Source organism: Eisenibacter elegans DSM 3317, assembly GCF_000430505.1.
Lineage (GTDB): Bacteria > Bacteroidota > Bacteroidia > Cytophagales > Microscillaceae > Eisenibacter > Eisenibacter elegans.
This window is the reverse complement of sequence record NZ_KE387154.1, coordinates 35,837-58,394: the sequence shown is the minus strand read 5'-3', so window position 1 is coordinate 58,394 and position 22,558 is coordinate 35,837. Positions and strand designations below refer to the sequence as shown.

Below are 22,558 nucleotides of genomic sequence, written 5' to 3'. Positions count from 1 at the left end.
GTAGCCCGTAGGGGAATCGAACCCCTGTTACCAGAATGAAAATCTGGTGTCCTAACCCCTAGACGAACGGGCCATTGTGTTTTGGAGATGCAAAGGTAGCTCAAAAATTGATACTGTCAAATTTTCGGTGGAAAATTTTTTCAAAAAATGCTTGAATGCTTATGTGTCTAGGCAGCGTCGTGCATCCAATCTTTTTTGGCCAGCAGTTCTTCTTCTGTTTCGCGGTAGTCTGGGTCATCCACACAACAGTCTACAGGGCATACTGCGGCACATTGAGGCTCTTCGTGGAAGCCCATACACTCGGTACATTTGCCCGAAACAATATAATAAAACTCATCAGAGATGGGCGCTTGTAGCGCATCTCCCTCTACTACGCTTCCGTCTTCCAGTTCTACAGCCGTCAGGCTTGTGCCATCAGACCAACGCCATTCTACCCCACCCTCATAAATAGCAGTGTTGGGGCATTCTGGCTCGCAAGCACCACAGTTGATGCATTCATCAGTGATTATGATAGCCATAAGTTCATTCAGTGTTTGGATATTCAATTAAGTTACTCTGCGAACGTACAGGCAAAAAAACCTGTCGAAATCAGCCAACAAAGATAAAATTCTTTGGATAATAGCTAAATTTGCAACTAAAAATCTACGGTAGAAGTTCAACTTTATGAATATATCACAAAAAATTGACGCTTTTGTTCAACTAGGTCTACGACTCCAACAACTTTCGCCCGAAACCCGGGCGCTCTTATACAAGCGCATAGAGCAGGAGAATCCTTGGTTTACACCTGAGAGTTTGGACTTTGCTCTGGCGGGCATCGGTCGTTTTTTGGACGCTGAGGCGCTGGCCAAGTGGGTGTCAGCCTACCCTAGTTTGGCACAAGCCCGGCAACAGCCCAAACGCATAGGGGTAATTATGGCCGGCAATATTCCGGCGGTAGGTTTTCACGATTTCCTCTCGGTATTGCTCAGTGGGCATCAGCTACAAGCCAAACTCAGCAGCCAAGATAGCTTGCTCTTGCCTTTTATTGCCAGCCAGCTTCTGGAGATTGCCCCTGATTTTGCCCCATACATCCAGTGGGTAGAGCGCTTGGAGCAACCCGATGCAGTGATTGCCACAGGTAGCGACAATACCTATCGTTATTTTGAACATTATTTCGGCCAATATCCTCATATATTGCGCCGCAACAGGGTTTCTTGCGCAGTATTGGATGGCAATGAAAGCGCCCAAGATTTACAAGCGCTGGCTGAGGATGTGTTTCGGTATTTTGGATTGGGATGCAGGAATGTGGCCAAGCTTTTTGTACCGAAGGGCTACAGCCCCGTGATGTTGCTCGATAACTTTGAGCACTGGAATCACCTAGCGCACCACAACAAGTATATGAACAATTATAGCTATCGGCGTTCGGTGTTGCTTATCAATCAATTACATCATTGGGACAACGGCTTTTTGTTGCTGCGCGAAGACGAAACCCTGACTTCACACATAGGGGTGTTGCACTTGGGGTACTACGAAGATGATGCTGCGCTCGACAGCCAACTTCGCGCACAGGCCGACAAACTGCAATGTGTTGTCTCGCGACAAGGTTACTGGCCTAATAGCCTTCCTTTAGGAACTGCACAAACACCAGTGCTTGAAGACTATGCCGACGGGATAGATACCCTAGAGTTCCTCATAGGTTTATCATAATCACCCTTCCAAACCCATACAACCCATGCAAGACCTTATTCGCCAAGAATTGGCAGAAGCGCAACAGGTACTGGAGCGCTTTCTTTCTGACCCTGCCAACACCCAAGCCATAGAGGCTGGCGCTGCCCTGATGGTGGCCAGCATAGGCCAAGGTGGGAAAATTATTTCTTGTGGCAATGGCGGCTCTCATTGTGATGCCATGCACTTTGCAGAGGAACTTACAGGGCGCTATCGTGATAATCGCCCCGCACTGCCCGCCATTGCCATCTCTGACCCTAGCCACCTGAGCTGTGTCAGCAATGACTATGGCTATCAGTATGTGTTCTCTAGGTTTGTAGAGGCTTTGGGGCAGGGTCAAGATACGCTCCTAGCCATCAGCACCAGTGGCAACTCGGCCAATGTAGTGGAAGCCGTCAAAGCAGCCAAACAAAAAGGGATGAAAGTCGTAGCCCTCACGGGCAAAGATGGCGGCGCCTTGGCTGCCTTGGCCGATGTAGAAGTCCGTGTGCCACATCAAGGCTATGCCGACCGAATCCAAGAAATACACATTAAGGTAATCCATTTGTTTATTAGGCTGATTGAGCTGCAGGTAGCAGCGTAGGTTTGGCTACAATGAGGCTAGTACTGCTGTGGGTTTATACTCAACCACAATTGGTTTGGGAAATCTTTGCACTGAAACTCATTGATAATCAAGAAAATCAAATCCTGTAAATCCCCAAATCTTGTGAATCTTGGCATAAGATTGTGTTACACACCACTGGATATTTTTGGAGAAAGTAATGTAACCGCAAAGCAGCACTGTAGGTAACCTCCAACTTCGTATCAACAAAGGCTGTTTTTTGACACAAAAATAAGGCATAGACGGACTTGGCTTGCAGGCGAACCGTAGTTCAAAAATGCCTAGCAGTGTGAATACCTACTTGGCCATCACGATACCTGCCAATAAATAACCCCCTCGCGGTTATGTGAGGGGTTTGTAGTTTGCCAAGATTATGGTTTCGGCACAGGCCTCGGTGCCTTGGCTTCTGTTTTAGAAGGCTTTTCTTTTTGCCCCTTGGGAAGCAGAATTGGGAGGCGAGTACTGTGGGTAGTGTGCAACTCTGTGGATTGGTATTGGCGTTCTACGTGTTCCTTAAAGCGCAAACCATTATTGCCCAAAACCAGCCAAGCACTAATCAACAAAACCATACCAATAGGAGCAATATAAGATAATAGCTGTTTGTTTACCTGATTCATGATGCTAACACAAACAATAAAGTAGAGTAGAGTATTATAGCTTATACGCAAACAGAGGGGGTAAAGTTTGGAAATTTGAACAAAAATCAGGCAAAGGTAAAAATTGAACGTGTTACGAACCTACATGGGCCTTTTGCTGTTATGATACCAAACTTTGCGTAGAATCAGTTTCCTATTTTAGTTTATGACTATCAACGAAATCCAAGACGAAATCATTGAAGAGTTTTCTTTCTTTGAAAACTGGGACGATAAGTATGCCTACATCATCGAAATGGGAAAAAACCTACCCAATTTGGCCGTAACACATAAAACCGATGCCAATAAGATCAAAGGTTGCCAGTCAAATGTATGGTTACATACAGACCTGGCCGAGGGCAAGGTGGTTTTTGCCGGCGATAGCGATTCGGTGATTGTCAAAGGGCTGGTCAGCTTGTTGATTCGAGTCTTCTCCAACCAAAGCCCAGAGGCCATTGCACAAGCAGAGCCTTATTTTATCGATAGCATCGGAATGCGCCAACACTTGTCGATGACGCGTGCCAACGGCCTTGCTTCTATGCTCAAACAAATAAAACTATATGGTCTGGCGTATCAAGCGCAAACAAAATAGTCTGTCTTGTCTAGATATTGTACTTTATGGAAAACTTACACGATAAAATTGTCGAAGCCCTCAAAACGGTATATGACCCCGAAATACCGGTAGATATTTATGAGCTGGGCTTGATTTATGACATCAAGGTGATTCCCCCGCTCAACAAAGTTCACCTGCTCATGACCTTGACTTCTCCCAACTGCCCCTCAGCGGAGCAACTCCCTGAAGATGCTCAGCGGGCGGTGGAGCTAGTAGAGGGGGTAAGCGATGTAGAAGTAGAGCTTACCTTTGACCCTCCCTACCATCAAGACATGATGTCAGAAGTGGCCAAGCTAGAACTAGGCTTCTTGTAGCCTTGGTAATAGCCTCTCATCTCTCTATATAATTCACTTAAAATACGAACTCACTATGTACCCAGAGAACCTAGTAGCCCCTATGCGTCAAGATTTGACTGTGGCCGGCTTTCAAGAGCTGACCGATGAGGCAGCTGTTAGTCAATTGTTGGAAAAACATGAGGGCACTACCCTAGTTGTCGTAAACTCTGTTTGTGGTTGTGCGGCAGGTGCTGCCCGCCCGGGTGTGAAGCTTGCGCTACAAAACAGCAGCAAAAAACCTACGGTGTTGGCTACCGTATTTGCTGGTGTAGACAAGGAGGCCACCAACAAAGCACGTGAATATATGTTGCCTTATCCTCCTTCTTCACCTTCTATGGCCTTATTCAAGGACGGGCAATTGGTACACTTCTTGGAACGTCATCATATTGAAGGGCGCAGTGCTCAGATGATTGCACAGCATCTTGTACAAGTATTCGAAGAATACTGCTAGGCATTTCTTCTATAGTCATCTTCAAAGCCGCCCTCCGCACTGTTAAGCAGCTGAGGGCGGCTTTTTGTAGGGCAAAAACAGCGGTATATCTAAGTGTCGTTTTTTCTCAACAATTGTTTGCTTTTGTTTTTTAAACAGCTTATTTTTGCTTTTATACTATCCAAAGATATGAAGTCGATATGGTAAAAGCCTTATTCCACAACCATTTTTTGTATATACACTACAATGAAGGTCAGGCGCTACTCGAGATTTTCTGGAAAGAAACATCTTCCCCACTTCAAGATGAAGAGTATGAGTTTGGGGTAAGTATTTGTGCAGTATTCCTACAACAACTCCAACCGACCAAGGTCGTCTCAGTGTCGGGTGTAGGAGAAGATGCAATCAAAGCCTGAAACTTGTTGAAGTATTTATCAAACAATCCTAAAACCGCTATCGGCGTACTTCAAAGCGCTTGACTTACGGATGCTATGCGATGTATAACAACGATGGGGGTGTTGGTCAAATGAAATATGGTATCCTTCCAAACCTGATGGACTAGTATTTGACATCCCTTTTTCTCTTATACCCAATCGAAATAAGTTTGGGAAGGGATGTGCTGAAAATCCTTGAGCATCAAATTCAACGAATCCTTATTGCGTATACATCTTAGAATCATTAGCTCCTAATCTGTTTCTTCTATCTGATGCAAAAAAGCGTTCAGTGCGATTGTTGTATCAAAAGACTGAAATCGCAGCTTAGGTTTGGCTTCTTGGGGCACTAGCTGATATTTTTGTACAAACTCTGCCAGCCCCTTATTCCCACCAAAATCCTTTTTGTACCACTGCAAAAGCTTAGGAAGCATCAGAATATTTTTGTCTTCCATATAAACTGCCTCTTTTTGTAGATAAGCCTCTGTTACTTGTTGTAGCTGCTCATCGTATTGGTCTAGCGTATAGATATCAATAGGAGGGGCGCTGGCACAGGCCGCATTGAGCGAAAAATGCACAAGAGGGTTAGGGGCTTCGATGCAGAACTCTTTTTCAAAGCTACTCATACGCCATCGGGCGCGGGTACGGCGGATAATGCTGTGTTCTATCAGGTGAAGGCTGATTTTGTGCTGGGCAATAACAATACGCTTACGCCCGTGAAAATCATTGAGATTTCGGTAAAGGGAGGGTTGTTCTTTGAGCAAGCTTTGAACAAAGGCATTGTAAATATTGATCCAGAAAACGGTTTTGTGTGCATCGTCGGTCAATTGGGTTTTGAGTTGCTCTTTATCTAAATGTTGGAGGTGATGCCTAAAAGACTTGGTGTACTGGTTTTTTTGCGCTACTTGCAAAAAATCTTGGGAAAACTTAATCAAATCCTCATCGAATAACATAAGCCTTTGGTGTTCTGATAGGTGTAATAACAAGGTTCAAAATTACGCGTTTTTAGCGCTTAGTGCAACCTTTAGTACGGCACAATTTTGCGCTACTGCCTATAAATAAAATAGAGGCGCGATTAATCGCGCCTCTCAGGTTTTATAACTGCGTTAGCACCTAGGCCGATGCTTCCTCTGTATAGGCATCAATAGGCAGGCAGCTACATACCAAGTTGCGGTCGCCGTAGGCATTGTCGATCTTGGCTACGGTTGCCCAATACTTATTGGCGCGGATATACGGCAGCGGATAAGCGGCTTTTTCACGGCTGTAGGGCTTATCCCACTGGTCGTTCATCACCATGGCGGCAGTGTGTGGAGCATTGACCACTACGTTGTTATCGGGGGTAAATTTACCCTCTTCCACCTCTCTAATTTCGGCGCGGATGCTGATAAGTGCGTCGCAGAAGCGGTCTAGCTCTTCTTTGGTTTCACTCTCAGTAGGCTCTATCATCAGGGTTCCGGCTACGGGGAAAGACACTGTAGGGGCGTGGAAGCCGTAGTCCATCAGGCGCTTGGCAATATCAGCTACTTCGATACCTACTTGCTTAAAGTCGCGGCAATCGAGGATAAACTCGTGCGCACAAGTACCGTTGGCACCAGTGTAGAGGATTTTGTATTGGCCTTCGAGGCGTGCCTTGATGTAGTTAGCATTGAGAATCGCCATTTCGGTAGCGCGTTGCAGTCCTTCTCCGCCCATCATTGCGATGTAGGCATACGAGATGGTCAAGATGCTGGCGCTGCCCCAAGGTGCTGCTGATACGGGACTGCCTTGGTTGCCCTCAATCGGCACCAAGGGGTGCGATGACAAGAACGGGGCCAAGTGTGCTGCCACACCGATAGGGCCCATGCCGGGGCCACCGCCACCGTGAGGAATGCAGAAGGTTTTGTGTAGGTTGAGGTGGCATACGTCGGCTCCAATCATCGCTGGGCTAGTCAAGCCTACTTGGGCGTTCATGTTGGCGCCGTCCATGTATACTTGTCCGCCGTGTTGATGAATCATCTCACAAATTTCGCGGATGCCTTCTTCAAACACCCCGTGGGTAGAGGGGTAAGTAACCATCAAGCAGGCGAGGCGGTCGCTGTACTTCTCTGCGTTTTTGCGGAGGTCTTCGATGTCAATGTTACCTTTTTCATCGCACTGGGTAACTACTACCTGCATTCCGGCCATCACCGCGCTGGCGGGGTTGGTGCCGTGTGCCGAAGAGGGGATAAGGGCGATGTCGCGGTGATGGTCGCCACGGCTTTGGTGATAGGCGCGGATGGTCATTAGGCCTGCATACTCACCCTGAGCGCCAGAGTTGGGTTGCAACGACATTTTGGCGAAGCCCGTAACTTCGCACAGCCAAGCCTCTAGTTCTTCAAACAACTGAGCATAGCCCTGCGCTTGTGTGCGGGGTGCAAAGGGGTGCAACCCACCCATTTCGCGCCACGTAACCGGAATCATTTCGGTAGTGGCATTGAGCTTCATGGTGCAAGAGCCCAAAGGAATCATCGAGTGTACCATCGACAAATCCTTGTTTTCTAGCATTTTCATATAACGCAGTAGCCCGTGCTCGGTGCGGTGCTTATGGAAAACAGGGTGCGTCATATAGTCGCTTTGGCGTAAGAGCCCCTGAGGGATATCGAGAGTGGCTGCATCGGCCAAGCCTTCTAACACATTGGCGGCTACGGGGCTTTTTTGAGCACCTTTGGCCATAGTCTCCAAGATAGCGGCTACATCTTCGAGGCGGCTGGTTTCGTCAAGCGAAATTTGCAAGCCTTGTGTGGTGTAGAAGAAGTTCATCTCAGCGGCTTCGGCCAACGGGCGGATGGCAGCGGCCTTGTCGGTATGGATGCTGAGGGTGTCGAAATGTTGGCTGTTGCCAACAGTGTAGCCAAGTTGTTGTAAGCCTTGGCGCAGCACGCCGGTGAGGCCGTAGATGCGGCTGGCGATGTTTTTCAAGCCTTCGGGCCCGTGATACACACCATACATTCCGGCAATGACAGCCAAAAGCACTTGGGCAGTACAGATGTTAGAAGTGGCTTTTTCGCGGCGGATGTGCTGCTCGCGGGTTTGAAGCGCCATACGGTAGGCTGGGTTGCCCTGAGCATCGATAGAGGCACCGATGATACGCCCCGGAATGTTACGCTTGTAAGCTTCGCGGCAAGCAAAGAAGGCCGCGTGTGGACCGCCATAGCCCATCGGTACGCCAAAGCGTTGGCTAGTACCTACTACCACATCAGCGCCCATTTCGCCCGGTGCTTTGAAGAGGGTGAGGCTCAGCAAGTCGGCGGCTACAGCCACGAAAACATCTTGCTCCTGTGCTGCGCTGATGAGGTGTGTATAATCAAATACCTCCCCGTTGGCAGCAGGGTATTGCAAGAGCATACCAAATACATCCTCTTGGGTGAGGTCAAAAGTTTCGTGATTGCCCACTACCAACTCAATGCCTACCGGAATGGCGCGGGTTTGCAACACGGCAATCGTTTGTGGGAAGCACAGCTCGGATACCAAAAACTTCGTCGCATTCTTTTTCTTGCCTTTGCGCAAGCCATAGAACATAGTCATCGCTTCAGCGGCGGCAGTACCTTCATCCAAAAGTGAGGCGTTGGCCAAGTCCATCTTGGTCAGGTCGGCAATCATTGTTTGGAAGTTGATCAGTGCCTCTAGGCGGCCTTGGGCAATCTCAGCTTGATAGGGTGTATAGGCTGTATACCACCCTGGGTTTTCGAAGATATTGCGCAAAATTACGGGCGGCGTGATGCAGTCATAGTACCCCTGCCCGATATAGCTTTTGAATACCTTATTTTTATTGGCTAATTGGCGGAAGTGTTTCAGGAAGTCATACTCGCTTTTGGGAGCGGGTAAGTTAAGCGTCTTGGGGAGGCGGATGCTGGCCGGCACCGTTTGGTTTATCAAAGCTTCGATGCTGTCGAAGCCTACCGTTTGGAGCATCGCCGCAACATCAGCTTTGGGAGAGCCTGTGTGACGGCTTTCAAATGCCTCTTGGGTACGAATGTTGATTTTCATGGAGCAGTGTGGGGAATGGAGACTGAGATGAGACAATTACAGCAATCGAGCGGCAGGGCATCCTGCTACTGCCTGAGGGCGGCGGAAAGCGCCACGCTGAGGTGGGCAAATTTACTGATTTTTCCTGACAAAGCCCTAACCTGCTGTGCCATCCAAAAGTTTGAATAAAACACCTAGGTTATGTTATCAATGGGTGGATTACAAGCACCGCTGTATGTGCTCAATGATTTCTTCTAGTGTTTCTTTGCTAAGGGCGGAGCCTGAGGGGAGCGCTAGGCCATCTTCAAATAGTTTTTCGCTGAAGCCATCGCCATAGTAGGGGGCTTGTGCAAATAGGGGCTGGGTGTGTAGGGGGTTCCAAAGTCTTCGGCATTCGATGCCGTCGGCCAACAGGGTTTGTTCGGCTTTAGCCCTGATAGCGGCATTGGCAAAGCGCACACAGCTCAGCCAAGCATTACTCACCGTATTTTTGGGTTGTGGTTGGAATCTTAGCGGTAGGGCAGCTTGGTAAAAAGCTTTTATGGCTTGCCGCTGACGCACCCGCTCTGCCAAAACTTCCATTTGCCCCAGCCCTACGGCTGCGAGCAAGTTGCTCATTCGATAATTGTATCCAGGTTCTTCGTGTAAGTAATAGGGGGCAGGGAGGCGGGCTTGTGTGGCTAGATATAAGGCGCGTTGTGCAAGGGTTTTATCGTTCAATAAAAGCGCCCCACCGCCTCCGGTGGTGATTATTTTGTTGCCATTGAAGGAGAGAATGCCCATATCGCCCAAAGCTCCTACAGGGTTGCCTTCATAGGTGGCTCCCAGGGCTTCGGCTGCGTCTTCTATCAGGGGGATGTCATAGGTTTGGGCAATAGCACGTAGGTGGCTCATGGCCGCTGGTTGGCCATACAGATGTACCACTAGGATGGCTTTGGGTTTTTTGCCGCGTTTTTGCCGCGCTTTGATGGCTTGCTCTAAGGTATCAGGGCAAATATTCCAAGAAGCAGCTTCACTTTCTACAAATACCGGAGTACCACCTTGGTAGAGGATGGGGTTGGCAGTGGCTACAAAAGTATTGGTAGGGCAGATTACCTCGTCTCCTGCGCCCACATCAAGTAGCCGCAAGGCCAAGTGGATGGCGGCTGTGCCAGATTGTAAGGCTACTGCTGCCGAAGCTTGGGTATATTCACAGAGTTGGCGCTCAAAGGCATCGAGCTGAGGGCCCACAGGGGCAATCCAGTTTTGGGCAAGGGTATCGAGTACTTGGGTTTTCTCGATATGTCCGAGGTGTGGAGGAGAAAGGTAAACCCGATACATCTTTTGGGTACTCAATAGCGTTACTTTTGGGAGTAGATGAGTAAAATAAGCACAAGAGCGACAAGCCGAACAAGAGCAGTGTGTAAATCAACACACCGTTCCTGTGGTTCTTTGGATATTTTGGATGGGGCTATGTGCTTGTGTTGTTTAACCAAAAAACAGGTAGCAGATGATGATAGCGGCAGTGATGCCAATCAGGTCAGCCATCAAGCCGGCAGAGGTAGCATAACGGATTTTTTTGATGTTCACAGAGCCAAAATATACTGCCAAGATAAATAGCGTCGTATCAGTAGTTCCCTGAAAAACAGAGGAGAGCTTACCCGCAAAGGAGTCTACTCCATAGGCCTTCATCGTATCCAATGCCATCCCTGTAGCTCCGCTGCCGCTGAGGGGTTTCATAAATGCCACCGGTAGGGCTTTGGTAAACTCAGGGTCAAGGCTGAACTGCCGGAACATATACTCTAAGTAGCTGATAATCACATCTAGGGCCTTCACATCACGGAAAACACCTACGGCAATCAACACACTGACTAAGTAGGGGATTAGCTGTACCATTACATCGAAGCCTTCTTTGGCTCCCTCAATAAAGGCTGAAAATACTTGGTTTCCTTGCCCACGGACAAGGGCTAACACAATAAAAAAGATGATGATACTAAACAGCAGGAAATTGCTCAACACACCTGATACGTGGCTGATACGCTCTTGCGGTAGTTGGGAGAAGGTATAAATGAGTGTGCTCAATACGGCAAAAATCCCCAGTAGGTAAGTCAAAAATACCCTATCAAAAAGGTTCAAGCGTTGCCGAACGGCGACAATCATCATTCCCGAAAGGGCAGTAATGCTGGTAGAGAGCAAGATAGGGATAAACACTTCGGCAGGGTTGGCCGCTCCATACTGACTACGATAGAGCAGCACTTGTACGGGGATAAAGGTCAGGCCTGTGGTGTTGAGTACGGCAAACATAATTTGCGCATTGGAGGCTGTGTCGGGGGTGGGGTTTAAACTTTGCATTTCCTTCATCGCCTTGATTCCCAAGGGAGTGCCTGCGTTGTCTAGTCCCAACAGGTTGGCCGACAGCTTCATAAAGATTGGCGCGATGGCTGGGTGGTTGGCTGGGATTTCGGGAAATAGGCGTTTGAAAAAAGGGCCAAACAAATAAGCCAGCAGACTGACAACCCCGGCTTTCTCTCCTATTTTCATAATCCCCAACCACATAGCCATCGCCCCTGTCAGGTTCAGGGCTAGCTTGAAAGCAGTCTCTGCTGACTCAAAAGTTGAGTTGACGAGAATAGGGAACACTTCGGTATCGCCCAACACTACCAGCCGCACACAAGCGATGATAAAAGCCAACAAGAAGAAGCCTATCCAGATGTAATTAAGAATCATAGGAAACGAAGGGGTCTAGTGTTAGGCATTATTTGCATCAATATTTATGTGTGCCATGGCACGCAAAAATGCGTCCAAACCGCTATTTCTCAGCGAGTATTTTTCAGTCCCCTCTGTTTGGCGCTATTTGTTGTTTTGATACGGGAGATAGACTTAAAAGTTGGCTCTCTCATCAAAACTTTGGCTATTGTTCTCGGTCGATGAGCTGCTCAGTAAAGTGGCGGAGCAATGTTTTCCCCGAGGCATCAGCCTGCAAGGTTTCGAGTAGGGCAAAGGCATCTTCGAAGTATGTTTTGATTTTGACTTGTGTCAGCACCGGGATAGCCAGCTGGTCATAAATTTCTCTGACGGCCTTCACCTTGGCTTCTTTATCAAAGGTAGTAAGGGAGAGCCAGTGGTCTAGGGTCTGTCGTTGGCTAGGGTTGGCATTTTCGAGAGCCTTGAGGAGTAAGAATGTTTTTTTGTTGGAGATAATATCCCCGCCTACTTGTTTGCCTACTTTGGCGCTGTTGCCATAGACATCGAGCAAGTCGTCTTTGAGCTGAAAACCTATGCCGATGAGCTGCCCGAAGCGGTCAATCCGGGCGATGTCAGTTGCCGAAGCGCCTGCCAGCCTTGCCCCTAAGGCCAAGCTGAAACCTAACAAGACAGCGGTTTTGAGGCGAATCATCTCGATGTATTCTGTTTCGCTAACAATAGGGCGCTGCTCAAAATTCATATCCAGCTGCTGCCCTTCGCAAACTTCGATAGCACACTTGTTGAAATCGTCGAGGGCGGCGCGGAGGTGTTGGTCAGGTACTTCCATCAGGGCTTGATAAGCCTTTACCAGCATCACATCCCCCGAGAGGATGGCAGTGTTGTTGCCCCAGCGCTCGTGTACGGTAGCTTGCCCACGGCGCAGCGGGGCACAGTCCATGATGTCGTCGTGCATCAGGGTGAAATTATGAAAAATCTCCACCGATAGTGCCGCTCCGGTGAGGGTGTCTGTATTGTTATGGCCAAATACTTTGGCACCTAAGAGCACCAATAGCGGGCGCAGGCGTTTGCCGCCCAAGCGCATCATGTATTCGATAGGCTCATAGAGCTCTCGCGGCGTTTGTGGATAAGTAAGTTGCTCGATGGCTTGTACGAGGCGTTGGAGTGTATCAGTGGTATTCATTCGGGGTTAAAAAGTCTGTGAGCAATGTTTTGAGGCTATACCTGCCAAGCCACTATTTGGTCGGCAATGGTACGGTCATTAGAGAGACGGGGGACTTTATTTTGCCCACCTAGTTTGCCTTGTGATTTCATATAATGTTGGAAAGCCTCTGGCTGTAACGCTGTAATGCGCAACGTGCGAATGATGTTGCCTGTGATGAGATCATTATAGTAGCTATTCAGCTCGCAGAGTTTATGGTCTATGGTTTGGGCAAAGGCTTCCATATCGGCAGGCATCCGCTCAAAAGCCACCAACCACTCGTGATAGGGTAGTCCTTCGGCAGGGGTTACTTGTGGAGCCACCGAAAACTCTGCCACCGATACCTCCGGGTGTTGCTCCATAGCATAGTGCAGTGCTTTTTCTACCTCCTCTCCGATGACGTGCTCGCCAAAGGCCGAGATAAAATGCTTGATACGCCCCGTTACTAAGAGCTTGTAGGGGTCTTTGGAAATAAACTTGACCGTATCGCCGATGGAGTAGCCCCAAAGCCCTGCATTGGAATTGATAATCAGCGCATAGTTTTTGCCCAACTCTACCTCGCCGATAGAAAGACGGCGGGGGTTTTCGTCAAAAAATTCCTCAGCCGGCACAAATTCAAAAAATATCCCGCTATTGAGCAACATCAGCAACCCAGGGTCGGTTTGGCTGTTTTGGTAAGCAATAAATCCTTCGGAGGCCGGATAGGTTTCGATAGAATCGATAGGCTTGCCAATAGAATCGTAAAGTTTTTTGCGGTAAGGCTCAAAATTGACCCCTCCGTATACAAACACCGAAAACTCTGGAAACACATCCTTGATCAGCTTGCCGGTACGCTCTTGTATGCGGTCAAAATACATCTGTACCCAAGGTGGAATACCCGAAATGAGCGACATAGGCGCGCTGATGGTCTCGTCGATGATTTTGTCGAGCTTGGTTTCCCAGTCTTCTATACAGTTGGTGGCGTAGCTTGGCTTTTGGTTGGTGCGGAGATATCCGGGTACGTGGTGGTTGACAATACCCGACAAGCGCCCCGTTAAGATATTATTAGGCCCTGTAGTAGTCATTTCGGGGCTGCCCGAAAGGAAAATCAGGCTTTTGTCTAAAAAGGCCGAGCGCCCTGTCTCGTGTACATAAGCCAGCAAGGCATTGCGTGCCGAGTTGATATGGTTGGGGATAGAGTCACGTGTGAGGGGGATGTACTTCGTGCCCGAAGTAGTACCTGATGTCTTGGCAAAATAAGCCGGTACGCCCGGCCAGAGCACGTCGCGCTCTCCGGCAATGATGCGCTCTACATAAGGCTTGAGCACCTCATAATCACGGATAGGTACGCGGGCTTTGAAGTCTTCATAAGTACGGATACTGCCAAAGTCGTGGTCTTTGCCAAAGGCCGTATTGCGCGCCTTGGCTACAAGCTGCTCCATGACGGCTTGCTGGGAAGCTACAGGGCGGCTGCTCCAGTAGCGATCTTGAGAGGCAATGTAGGCCGCCAGTGGGCGGCTGAGGATAGAACGTATTCCCATAAAAGTTTTTTTGCAAAGATTAGTTGCCCACCTCTTTTTTCACACGGCGGATGCGCAGGCGCTCATCGATGCTTTCGTATACATAAGCAACAATACTGAACACCAAGAAAGCCGCAGCCAAATAGGGCGAGAAGAATAAGCTACTCGTAATCAGAATGACGATAAAGGTAAAAACGCCCAAGTTTCGGAATACTCCCATATAGATGACAATGGGTTTGGTTTGTTGGCGAAACTCCTTGGCTTTCAAGATGCGGGTGTTGATAGCCATATCCAACGAATTCAGGCGTTGTTGGAGTTTGCGCTCTACCTCAGGGTCGCCGGTAACGTGTAGGCTGAGGTTGTACACCTCCTCTTCCTTGTCGTTGAGGGTTCGGGCAAGGCGTATGAGGTTGTCTATCTCTTCGGCTATATTACTATAGCGCAAACGCGCCGCAATGACTGACAAGAAGAACAAGGAGCAAAGCAAGGTCTGCAACATAATCAACATCAACAGGTTGCGTGGGCGCAAGAGCATCCCGCCGTCGCGCCCGGCTTGTTTGATATTGAAGAGCAATAAGTTGCTCGAAAAGCTTCCCAAGGTAAACCAAAAGTCTTGTAGTTCGGTATTGTAGTCTACGGTGCTGGCTTTTACCCGGATTGTGTCAAAGTTATATTTCTCCAGAACTTCTTCTGGTAGCTTGAGCATTTTCATTTTGGCTACCAACTCTATGACCGGATGCCCATCCTCTTGTGCCCAAGCAATCAGCTCCCGAATTTCTTTGGCTTTTCCCTCGGGCAAGGAGTCGTTGAGTGAGTTTTCCAAAATAGTAAGCGCGGGCATAGCCAACTCTTGGCGATACTCTTGGTATTCGCTCTTGGTAAGGTTGAAGCGCTCTGAGGAGACAATAGTCAAGAAGGCTGAGAAGGCCAAGGCACCAAACAAAACACTCTCCAGAATGTAAGCATCAATACGGGTAGCTTCGTTTTTGATAGAGCCTTCCAGCTTGACAATCTCGGTATCGTTGCGGTCTATTTCATAATCATACTGATCGAGGCTGTATTTTTCTGTTTCTTCGTCAGTATCATACACCAGTTCGGGGTCTGTAAGGGTATCGCCCGACGACCCAATACCAAAAGCACGTTGGAACCAACGACGCTTGGCTTTTTCTTCTTGCAAAAACTCCTTGGGTACAGTAATGCTCATCAGCGCCATTACGACCACAAAGGTAGAGTAGAAGAAAAACGTAACTACCGGAATGATGGCCACCGTTCCATCGCGGCGGGTAAACTCCTTGTAAAAAGGTTGTTGGTTCAATACATCAAAAACAATGTAATTGACCGACAGAATAGACACAATCAAGAACAAGACCGTAAATACATCAATTTTGCCCTCGTAGTTCTGCTCTCGAATAAAGCTGTATTTCTTCTTGATGAGGTTATAATGTAGCAAAACAAAGCTTGCTGTGATGAGTAACATCAGCAAATTGGCCACAATGAAAAACGTAAACCCCTTGCCGGGGGCTTGGGCTAATGAGCGGTAGATACCTAAAATAAACCAACGAGCGAAGGTATCAAGCACAAAGGGCAAGAAATAAAACCGCACCTGTGCTACTTCGGTAGTAGGTTCTAGTGTATTAGTGTTTGGCATAAGGGGGATACCTTATTATTATGAGGGGTAATTAATGATAGGGCAATAATACACATATTCGCCTAAAATCTCAATCAAAGCCACAAATTATGCGCCCCACCCGAGATACCAAAAATATTTTATACCCCCTTGCAACCCTTGCGCCATGAGTCTTGTCTTTGAATTGAAAGCTGATAGAACAATTGTTCACAAAAGGGTAAGATATCGTTTAACAAACCTTAAGACTTTTATTGACACTTTCAAATGCTACGATGCGTTATACCCTTAAGAAATCAGGCATTTAACTATACAACTAAACATTATGAAAAAAGTAACCCAACTCTTGCTCGCTTTTGCCCTAGTAGGGCTTAGCCTGCTCCCCACAGCCGCCACCGCTGCTACCAAAGATACCGATACGGCTACCAACCCACAGCCGGAACAGCAGCTAGAAGCTGATTTTAACTTACTGTACGAGAACCCCTTTCCTTATGGAGAAGCCGAAGCCCCCTATTGGATGCCACTTTCTAAGGTGAACATCAAGGTACTGGATACTGATGGGAAAATCCAGATGGAAAAGGCCCTCTACCTAGAAGACTTCTTAGATACCCACAAACGTCAAGATTTGGTGCCTGAAAAAGCCTATTTGTTGATGTATTTTGAAGGCACAGCCTACTATGTTTTAAGTGAGTAAGTAATGAGTCCACATTGAGTAACCTTTCGCAACAATTCAAAGTAATGGACTATAAAACCTGCTTTCCTTTGGAGAGTGGGTTTTTTCTTGAACTTTTGGCAGCAGTATACCGTTTCTAATAGTTGGCCGAAAATACTAAAATCAAAAGTGTACCCTAGTGTGATTTAAGGGTTCGCCAGATTTGATGCCCAATGATTTACAGTGCATTAACTTTCAAGCTAAATCCTCATAGCGTATAATTGTTGCCATACGGAATATTTACAATGCGAATTTTTGATTCTGGGCAAATAAATTTATAGTAAAAAGAATAAAGATAAAAACGATATGGCTAAGAAAAATTCAAAGGAAAAGCATGTTTTTGCGAAAAGCGTACAAATAAAAAATCGTCGTGCCTCTTTTGAGTACCATTTTTTAGATACTTACATAGCCGGTGTGGTTTTGCAAGGCTCCGAAATCAAGTCTATCCGTATGGGTAAGGTCAATATGCAAGATGCTTACTGCTACTTCAAAAACGGAGAGCTGTGGGTCAAACAGCTCAATATATCTACCTATACCAATGCGACCTACAACAACCACGAACCTACCCGCGAGCGTAAGCTACTGCTCTCGAAACGCGAACTCAAAAAACTTGAAGAACGCCTCGAAGAACAAGGCCTGACCGTAATTCCTACCCGAGTGTTTATCAATGATAGGGGCTGGGCTAAGATGGAGGTTGCGCTGGCCAAAGGCAAAAAGCTTTATGATAAGCGCGACAGCCTGAAAGAAAAAGACCTCAAGCGCGAAATAGACCGCACAAAATACTGATAGAGCCTAGTATGGAGCAAGATGTTTATCAGGTCATCACCGCCCCATCCGAAGGGCTTTACAAAGAGAAAGGCAGTAAGTTTTTGGCCTTTGCCTTGCCGGTAGACTCCGAAGAGGACGTAAAACAGCACCTAGCCGCGCTCAAAAAACAATACTATGATGCGCGCCATCATTGCTATGCCTACTGCCTAGGGGAGCAAGCCGAACACTATCGTGCCAACGACGACGGAGAGCCCAACCACAGTGCCGGAGACCCCATACTGGGGCAAATACGCGCTCACCAACTGACCAATACCTTGGTAGTGGTAGTCCGGTATTTTGGGGGTACTAAGCTGGGAGTCAGTGGGCTTATCCAAGCTTATCGTACAGCCGCCTCCGAGGCGCTCTCCACAGCCGCCATCGACCAACGGTATCGATGCCAACAATTTGATATCCGCTGCGCATATCCTGACTTGAGCTGGGTGATGTACCAATGCAAACAAGTAGACGCAGAAATCTTAGAGCAAACATGGCACACTGATTGCCACCTTAAAGTAGCCGTGCGCTTGCAATATGCAGCCACTTTTGATACCCAAATGCAAGGTCAGCCCCAAATTAGTTGTAACGCCACAACCACCCCCCTTACAACTAAATAAAAACAAGCTGTAAGCCAATATTTTGCTTAGCTTTACGTTGTGAATCTAAGCGTAAGGAATTTGATATGAAAATAGCCATCAACGGACGTGCGTTTAAGCCAGAGGTAGTGCCTTATGTGGTACTTGTATTCGAAGAGCTACAAAAACGCCAAGCCGAAGTACATGTATCCCAAACCCTACACCGCTTTCTGACCGAACACGAGCTGAATGTCCCCTTTCATCACGTATACAAAGGACGCGGCGACCTCGAACCAATGGACTTTATTTTCTCTCTTGGTGGCGATGGCACATTGCTCGACTCTATCACCCACGTAGCCGAGCGCGAAACGCCCATTTTGGGAATCAATATGGGGCGGTTGGGTTTCCTAGCGACTACTTCGCCCAAGCAAATTCCCGCAGCAATAGACCACCTCTTCAAGGGGTTTTACCAAATCGACGCACGGGTCTTGATTCATGTAGATACCAGCCAAGATGTATTTGAAGGGCTGAACTTCGGGCTGAATGACTTTACAATCACCAAGCGCGACACCGCCTCGATGATAGTTGTACATACCTATATCAACGGCGAATACCTCAATTCTTATTGGGCTGATGGACTGATTGTATCCACACCTACCGGCTCTACAGCCTACTCGCTAAGCTGCGGCGGCCCGGTAGTATTGCCGGCATCCAATAATTTTATCCTCTCGCCGGTAAGCCCACACAACCTCAACGTCCGCCCCTTGGTCATCTCCGATGACAGTGTGGTAGCCTTTGAGGTCGAAGGACGAAGTAAGAACTTCCTCGTCTCACTCGACTCACGCTTCAAAATCATTGACGCAGGCATTCAGTTGGCGGTACGAAAGGAGAAGTTTAAGGCGCATATTGTCAAATTTGCCGACGACAACTTCCTAGGAACCTTGCGCAACAAACTCAACTGGGGAATGGATGTGCGTAATTATATCCGCTGATAAGCAGATTGTCAGCACTTTGTATTTTCGGCAAATATGCCGTAATTTTGGACTGAATGAACAAATAGCGACTCACACAAGTTATGAGAAAATTATGGTTGTCAGTACTCTTGGCCATATTGAGCTTCGCTCAGGTAAATGATTTGATGGCACAGAGTAAGGGTGATTTTGGATATACCACTATCAATGCCCGTGTAGGAATTGCCAATTACTTTGGAGACCTCAACCCCTTGGCGCAGTATATGAGTACTGAGCTAAGCTTTACCCGCCCTAGCTTTGGCCTAGAAGTAGAACGTATCTTTAGAGGGCAGCGCTTCGGTATCCGATTTGGGCTGATGTGGGCGCGCCTACAAGGCGACGATTTTACAGCCGCCGACCCTAACAATGAGCGCCACCGATACCGCTATATCCGCAATGCGCACTTCCGCAACGATGTCTTTGAAACCACACTCGTGGGCACTATCCGTATCCCCGAAATAGCCGGAGGTACTTGGCGCAACCCCGTAACCCCTTGGACTCCCTACGTCTTTATTGGGATAGGAGCGCTATACCACAATCCCGTCGCCCGTACGCCCGAAGAGTTTGGCGGCAACTGGGTTTCGCTCAAACCGCTCCAAACCGAAGGCCAAGATTACTCCAGCTTTGCCTTTATGATTCCCTTTGGTGTAGGGGTTGATTGGCGCTTGACTGACCGCATCGACATCGGTGTCGAAATGGGCATGCGCTTCACCTTTACAGACTATCTCGACGACGTAAGTGGCTTATATACAGATCCAGCTAACCTGAGCAGCGACCTAGCGCGCGCTATGGCCAATCGCACGATGGAGCCCGTGTCGGCGCTGAAAGGAGGCTCACGCCAAGCCGAAATACAACGCCTTGGAGGCCTCATTGGCACCTCGGTCTTTATAGGCCCTGATGGCCGGCCATACACCAGCTTCAATGGGTTTGGCCAAGAGGGCGACCAGCGAGGCAATGATGGTGCTACTGATGTATACCTTGTTACGAGCGTACACCTCAAGTATGTCTTGGGAGCGCGCCCTTTCTGTCCTGACTTAGGCAGCCGCAAACGCAACCGACGTGGTGGCCGACTTCGTTAATGAATCATACCCCCAAAAACTTGTGATGATGAAGCAAACGCATATTTACCTAACCGCGCTGTTGTGGTGTCTGTTTTTAGGTTATTCGGTTCCAACCAATGCCCAAACCCACGAGATGGGGGTAAGCTTGGGTGCAATGAATTACCAAGGCGACATGTCGTCGTTTATCAATATTACAAACCCCGGCATTGGGGGCGGTTTCTTCTACCGTATCAACCCCCGGCCGGCTTTTAGCTTTAAGCTCAATGGCAACTATGGTTATATCCAACACGCAGACCGCCTCAACAAAGATGCTGTCAGTGCGGCGCGTGGGTTTGAGTTCCAAACCAATATCCTAGAGTTGGGCTTTCAGGTAGAGTATAACTTTTTCGACCTTGGGCGCGACAAACGCGACGAGTACCGCTGGACTCCCTACCTCTTTGCCGGCGTGGCAGGCTTTTTCTTCGACCCCGTCAAAAATACACGCCCTACTTATGGTAAATTCTCTATGGCCATCCCTTTTGGCTTGGGTATCAAGTATGCGCTTTCTCCTACGCTCAATCTCGGGATGTCGTTTGAAGCACGTCGCACATTTACTGACAACCTAGATGACCTCAATGTCGATGGCAATGCTGGATTGGCCGCCCCCAGAGACCCCAAGCTCTTTACGGGCAACCCCAATGACAAAGACTATTACTTCTTTACGGTGCTATCGCTGAGCTACGTCTTCCCACAAGACCCTTGCCCCGTAAAAATCCCTCGGAGTAAGGTCAATAGAGCCAGAATACGCTAAGCCCACCGGGCAAATATCAGACAATAACTGCCGACCCTCGCTACTTGCGAGGGTTTTTTTATGCGTAGCTCAAAGGGCTTAGCTTTGCATTGGTCGTGGTAAACCCTACGTATGTCGGAATCAGAACTTTTGCACAACTATTATAAAAGTCAAATTGTTTTATGGTTGATTAAACAACTAAAAAATGTCCCAGTTATCTTCTTCTTACATCTTGCAAGACTCTTTAGGGTATCTGTTGACGCAGGCCAAGCGCCAAATAGGTCAGTCATTGCAACAACTTTTTGAGCAAGCCGGCCACGACATCACCCGAGAGCAGTGGGTGGTACTTTTAGCTCTTTGGGAGCAAGATGGCCGCAATCAGCGCGATATAGCCGCTTGGGTAGGCAAAGACAAGACCAGCGTAACCCGCCTTATCCACGGGCTGGAACGCCGCAACTTGGTCGTCAGGGTGCAACATCAGGTAGACCGTCGCAACAAACTTATCTACCTTACCAAGGCCGGAAAGGATTTGCAAAAGGCCCTGATTGACGAAGCCCAACGAAACCTAGAAATAGCCCAAGAGGATATTGATCCTCAGGAGCTTGCCATATGCAAAAAAGTGTTGCGACAAGTCAGCCATAACTTATCCAATTATTGGGAACAAGCCCCCCAAAAACTTAGTTGATATATCAATCATTGTTACACCACCTAAAGCCCATCACAGCAGTGTGATTTAAATAATTTTTTGTTGTCATGAAACTGAATCAAATCGTTATCATTGCCCTGTCAGTATTACTTGTTGGGGTATCATTTGTGGTGGGGCGCTCGTTGAGCAACCAGCGTAAAGAAACCCCTCGCAAAGAAGAAACCATCAAGGCGCGGTCAGTAGCCGTGCTTACTGTACGCAACCAGTCTGTAGAGGCTGCTATCCCCCTTAGCGGGCGGCTTATCGCCGGCAATAAGGTAGAAGTATATGCCGAGGTTGGTGGGGTTTTGCAAGCCGCAGGGGTAGTTTTTAAGGAAGGCAACCGCTTCAACATAGGTCAAGTATTGCTCAAAATAGATGACACGGAGGCGCGCCTCAACCTATTGGCACAAAAAAGCGCCCTACAAAATGTATTGACCCAGATGTTACCCGACCTCAAGATAGATTATCCGGAGGCATACCCCAAGTGGAATGAATATATCCAAGCCTTTGATGCCAACAAGCCCTTGGCCAAGTTCCCAGAGACAGAAAGCGATAGGGAACGCTTTTTTGTCGTAACTAAAGGGATTTATGACCAATACTATAACATCAAAAGTGCTGAGGAACGCCTTCGCAAACACCTCATCACAGCGCCCTTTGCAGGGGTGGTGGTAGAATCGAATATCAACCCCGGGACGCTCATCCGTACAGGGCAAAAGCTTGGCGAGATTATGAGCTCAGGAGCCTACGAGCTGGAAACTTCTGTTAATCTCAAAGACATTGGCCGCGTTCAGATAGGCGATTATGTCAACCTATATTCAGAAGATACCGAGGGCAAATGGCAGGGGCGTGTTGTCCGTATCAGTGATAAAATGGATGCCTCAACCCAGATGGTACGCCTTTTTGTGGCTGTTTCGGGGGCAGGGCTGCGCGAAGGAATGTTTCTCAAAGGCCGTGTAACAGGCAATATGATTGGGGATGTGGTAGAGCTTGACCGCAACCTGCTTGTCAATGGAAAACAGGTCTTTAGCATCAACAAACAGAACCGACTCAAGCTCATCCCGGTCGAGGTGGTGCGCTACAACGGAGCCAATGTAGTGCTCAAAGGCATCCCCAACGAAACAATTGTTCTCTCAGAGCCAGTAACAGGGGCTTTTGAAGGAATGGAAGTTCGGATGCGTAACAACTAAGGCAAAACACCCCCCTATT

The 22,558-nt window shown here is 48.0% G+C and carries 22 protein-coding genes and 1 tRNA gene; 14 read left to right on the top strand and 9 right to left on the bottom strand.

The window, feature by feature from the left end; translation table 11 throughout:
- Window position 1 precedes the first annotated feature (1 nt).
- Both G499_RS0116130 and G499_RS0116125 read right to left on the bottom strand, forming a co-directional pair.
- Window positions 2–73, bottom strand: a tRNA-Glu gene (locus G499_RS0116130).
- Between the two features lie 94 nt (window positions 74–167).
- Complete coding sequence (locus G499_RS0116125) at window positions 168–518, bottom strand: 4Fe-4S dicluster domain-containing protein (RefSeq protein ID WP_027000792.1); 351 nt, start codon at window positions 516–518, stop codon at window positions 168–170.
- A gap of 145 nt (window positions 519–663) precedes the next feature.
- Between G499_RS0116125 and G499_RS0116120 the strand changes: the two genes are divergently transcribed.
- The 6 genes from G499_RS0116120 (at window position 664) to G499_RS0116090 (ending at window position 4,728) form a co-directional block, all read left to right on the top strand.
- On the top strand, window positions 664–1,686 hold the full coding sequence (locus G499_RS0116120; RefSeq protein WP_027000791.1) for an acyl-CoA reductase: 1,023 nt from the start codon (window positions 664–666) through the stop codon (window positions 1,684–1,686).
- A gap of 25 nt (window positions 1,687–1,711) precedes the next feature.
- Window positions 1,712–2,287 carry a D-sedoheptulose 7-phosphate isomerase gene (gene lpcA / locus G499_RS0116115; protein WP_027000790.1) on the top strand — a complete coding sequence of 192 codons (576 nt, stop codon included), beginning with the start codon at window positions 1,712–1,714 and terminating at the stop codon, window positions 2,285–2,287.
- Window positions 2,288–3,106: 819 nt separating this feature from the next.
- A complete protein-coding gene (locus G499_RS0116105) occupies window positions 3,107–3,529 on the top strand; it encodes a SufE family protein (protein ID WP_027000788.1) in 423 nt (140 codons plus the stop codon).
- A 26-nt stretch (window positions 3,530–3,555) separates the two neighbouring features.
- The gene (locus tag G499_RS0116100) at window positions 3,556–3,864 is read left to right on the top strand and encodes an iron-sulfur cluster assembly protein (protein ID WP_027000787.1); all 309 of its coding nucleotides are present in this window, start codon (window positions 3,556–3,558) and stop codon (window positions 3,862–3,864) included.
- 55 nt (window positions 3,865–3,919) lie between these two features.
- On the top strand, window positions 3,920–4,336 hold the full coding sequence (locus G499_RS0116095) for a BrxA/BrxB family bacilliredoxin (protein ID WP_027000786.1): 417 nt from the start codon (window positions 3,920–3,922) through the stop codon (window positions 4,334–4,336).
- A 179-nt stretch (window positions 4,337–4,515) separates the two neighbouring features.
- On the top strand, window positions 4,516–4,728 hold the full coding sequence (locus G499_RS0116090) for a hypothetical protein (protein WP_027000785.1): 213 nt from the start codon (window positions 4,516–4,518) through the stop codon (window positions 4,726–4,728).
- Between the two features lie 269 nt (window positions 4,729–4,997).
- Here the strand turns inward: G499_RS0116090 and G499_RS0116085 are convergent, their stop codons facing one another.
- The 7 genes from G499_RS0116085 to G499_RS0116055 form a co-directional block, all read right to left on the bottom strand.
- On the bottom strand, window positions 4,998–5,696 hold the full coding sequence (locus G499_RS0116085) for a DUF547 domain-containing protein (protein ID WP_027000784.1): 699 nt from the start codon (window positions 5,694–5,696) through the stop codon (window positions 4,998–5,000).
- Between the two features lie 160 nt (window positions 5,697–5,856).
- Window positions 5,857–8,748 (bottom strand): aminomethyl-transferring glycine dehydrogenase, encoded by a 2,892-nt coding sequence (gene gcvP / locus G499_RS0116080; RefSeq protein ID WP_027000783.1) that lies wholly within the window; start codon window positions 8,746–8,748, stop codon window positions 5,857–5,859.
- A gap of 198 nt (window positions 8,749–8,946) precedes the next feature.
- Window positions 8,947–10,062 (bottom strand): DegT/DnrJ/EryC1/StrS family aminotransferase, encoded by a 1,116-nt coding sequence (locus G499_RS0116075; protein WP_245576762.1) that lies wholly within the window; start codon window positions 10,060–10,062, stop codon window positions 8,947–8,949.
- 132 nt (window positions 10,063–10,194) lie between these two features.
- The gene (locus G499_RS0116070) at window positions 10,195–11,433 is read right to left on the bottom strand and encodes a nucleoside recognition domain-containing protein (RefSeq protein ID WP_027000781.1); all 1,239 of its coding nucleotides are present in this window, start codon (window positions 11,431–11,433) and stop codon (window positions 10,195–10,197) included.
- A gap of 184 nt (window positions 11,434–11,617) precedes the next feature.
- Window positions 11,618–12,592 (bottom strand): polyprenyl synthetase family protein, encoded by a 975-nt coding sequence (locus tag G499_RS0116065; RefSeq protein ID WP_027000780.1) that lies wholly within the window; start codon window positions 12,590–12,592, stop codon window positions 11,618–11,620.
- Window positions 12,593–12,627: 35 nt separating this feature from the next.
- Window positions 12,628–14,130: a GH3 auxin-responsive promoter family protein gene (locus G499_RS0116060; RefSeq protein WP_027000779.1), complete on the bottom strand. Its 1,503-nt coding sequence runs from the start codon at window positions 14,128–14,130 to the stop codon at window positions 12,628–12,630.
- A gap of 19 nt (window positions 14,131–14,149) precedes the next feature.
- Window positions 14,150–15,757: a hypothetical protein gene (locus G499_RS0116055; RefSeq protein ID WP_027000778.1), complete on the bottom strand. Its 1,608-nt coding sequence runs from the start codon at window positions 15,755–15,757 to the stop codon at window positions 14,150–14,152.
- A gap of 301 nt (window positions 15,758–16,058) precedes the next feature.
- Between G499_RS0116055 and G499_RS0116050 the strand changes: the two genes are divergently transcribed.
- The 8 genes from G499_RS0116050 to G499_RS0116015 all read left to right on the top strand — a co-directional run bounded on the left by G499_RS0116050 (window position 16,059) and on the right by G499_RS0116015 (window position 22,539).
- On the top strand, window positions 16,059–16,427 hold the full coding sequence (locus tag G499_RS0116050; protein ID WP_027000777.1) for a hypothetical protein: 369 nt from the start codon (window positions 16,059–16,061) through the stop codon (window positions 16,425–16,427).
- 324 nt (window positions 16,428–16,751) lie between these two features.
- Window positions 16,752–17,231 carry an SsrA-binding protein SmpB gene (gene smpB, locus G499_RS0116045; RefSeq protein WP_051296331.1) on the top strand — a complete coding sequence of 160 codons (480 nt, stop codon included), beginning with the start codon at window positions 16,752–16,754 and terminating at the stop codon, window positions 17,229–17,231.
- 11 nt (window positions 17,232–17,242) lie between these two features.
- Complete coding sequence (locus G499_RS20435) at window positions 17,243–17,866, top strand: IMPACT family protein (protein ID WP_051296330.1); 624 nt, start codon at window positions 17,243–17,245, stop codon at window positions 17,864–17,866.
- 65 nt (window positions 17,867–17,931) lie between these two features.
- Entirely contained in the window at window positions 17,932–18,816 is an 885-nt protein-coding gene (locus G499_RS0116035) for an NAD kinase (protein ID WP_027000775.1), read from the top strand.
- Window positions 18,817–18,899: 83 nt separating this feature from the next.
- Entirely contained in the window at window positions 18,900–19,913 is a 1,014-nt protein-coding gene (locus G499_RS0116030; protein WP_027000774.1) for a DUF6089 family protein, read from the top strand.
- A 25-nt stretch (window positions 19,914–19,938) separates the two neighbouring features.
- Complete coding sequence (porG, locus tag G499_RS0116025; RefSeq protein WP_081413851.1) at window positions 19,939–20,685, top strand: type IX secretion system protein PorG; 747 nt, start codon at window positions 19,939–19,941, stop codon at window positions 20,683–20,685.
- Between the two features lie 184 nt (window positions 20,686–20,869).
- Window positions 20,870–21,349 (top strand): MarR family winged helix-turn-helix transcriptional regulator, encoded by a 480-nt coding sequence (locus G499_RS20430; protein ID WP_051296329.1) that lies wholly within the window; start codon window positions 20,870–20,872, stop codon window positions 21,347–21,349.
- A 68-nt stretch (window positions 21,350–21,417) separates the two neighbouring features.
- The gene (locus tag G499_RS0116015) at window positions 21,418–22,539 is read left to right on the top strand and encodes an efflux RND transporter periplasmic adaptor subunit (protein WP_027000772.1); all 1,122 of its coding nucleotides are present in this window, start codon (window positions 21,418–21,420) and stop codon (window positions 22,537–22,539) included.
- Window positions 22,540–22,558: the final 19 nt, after the last annotated feature.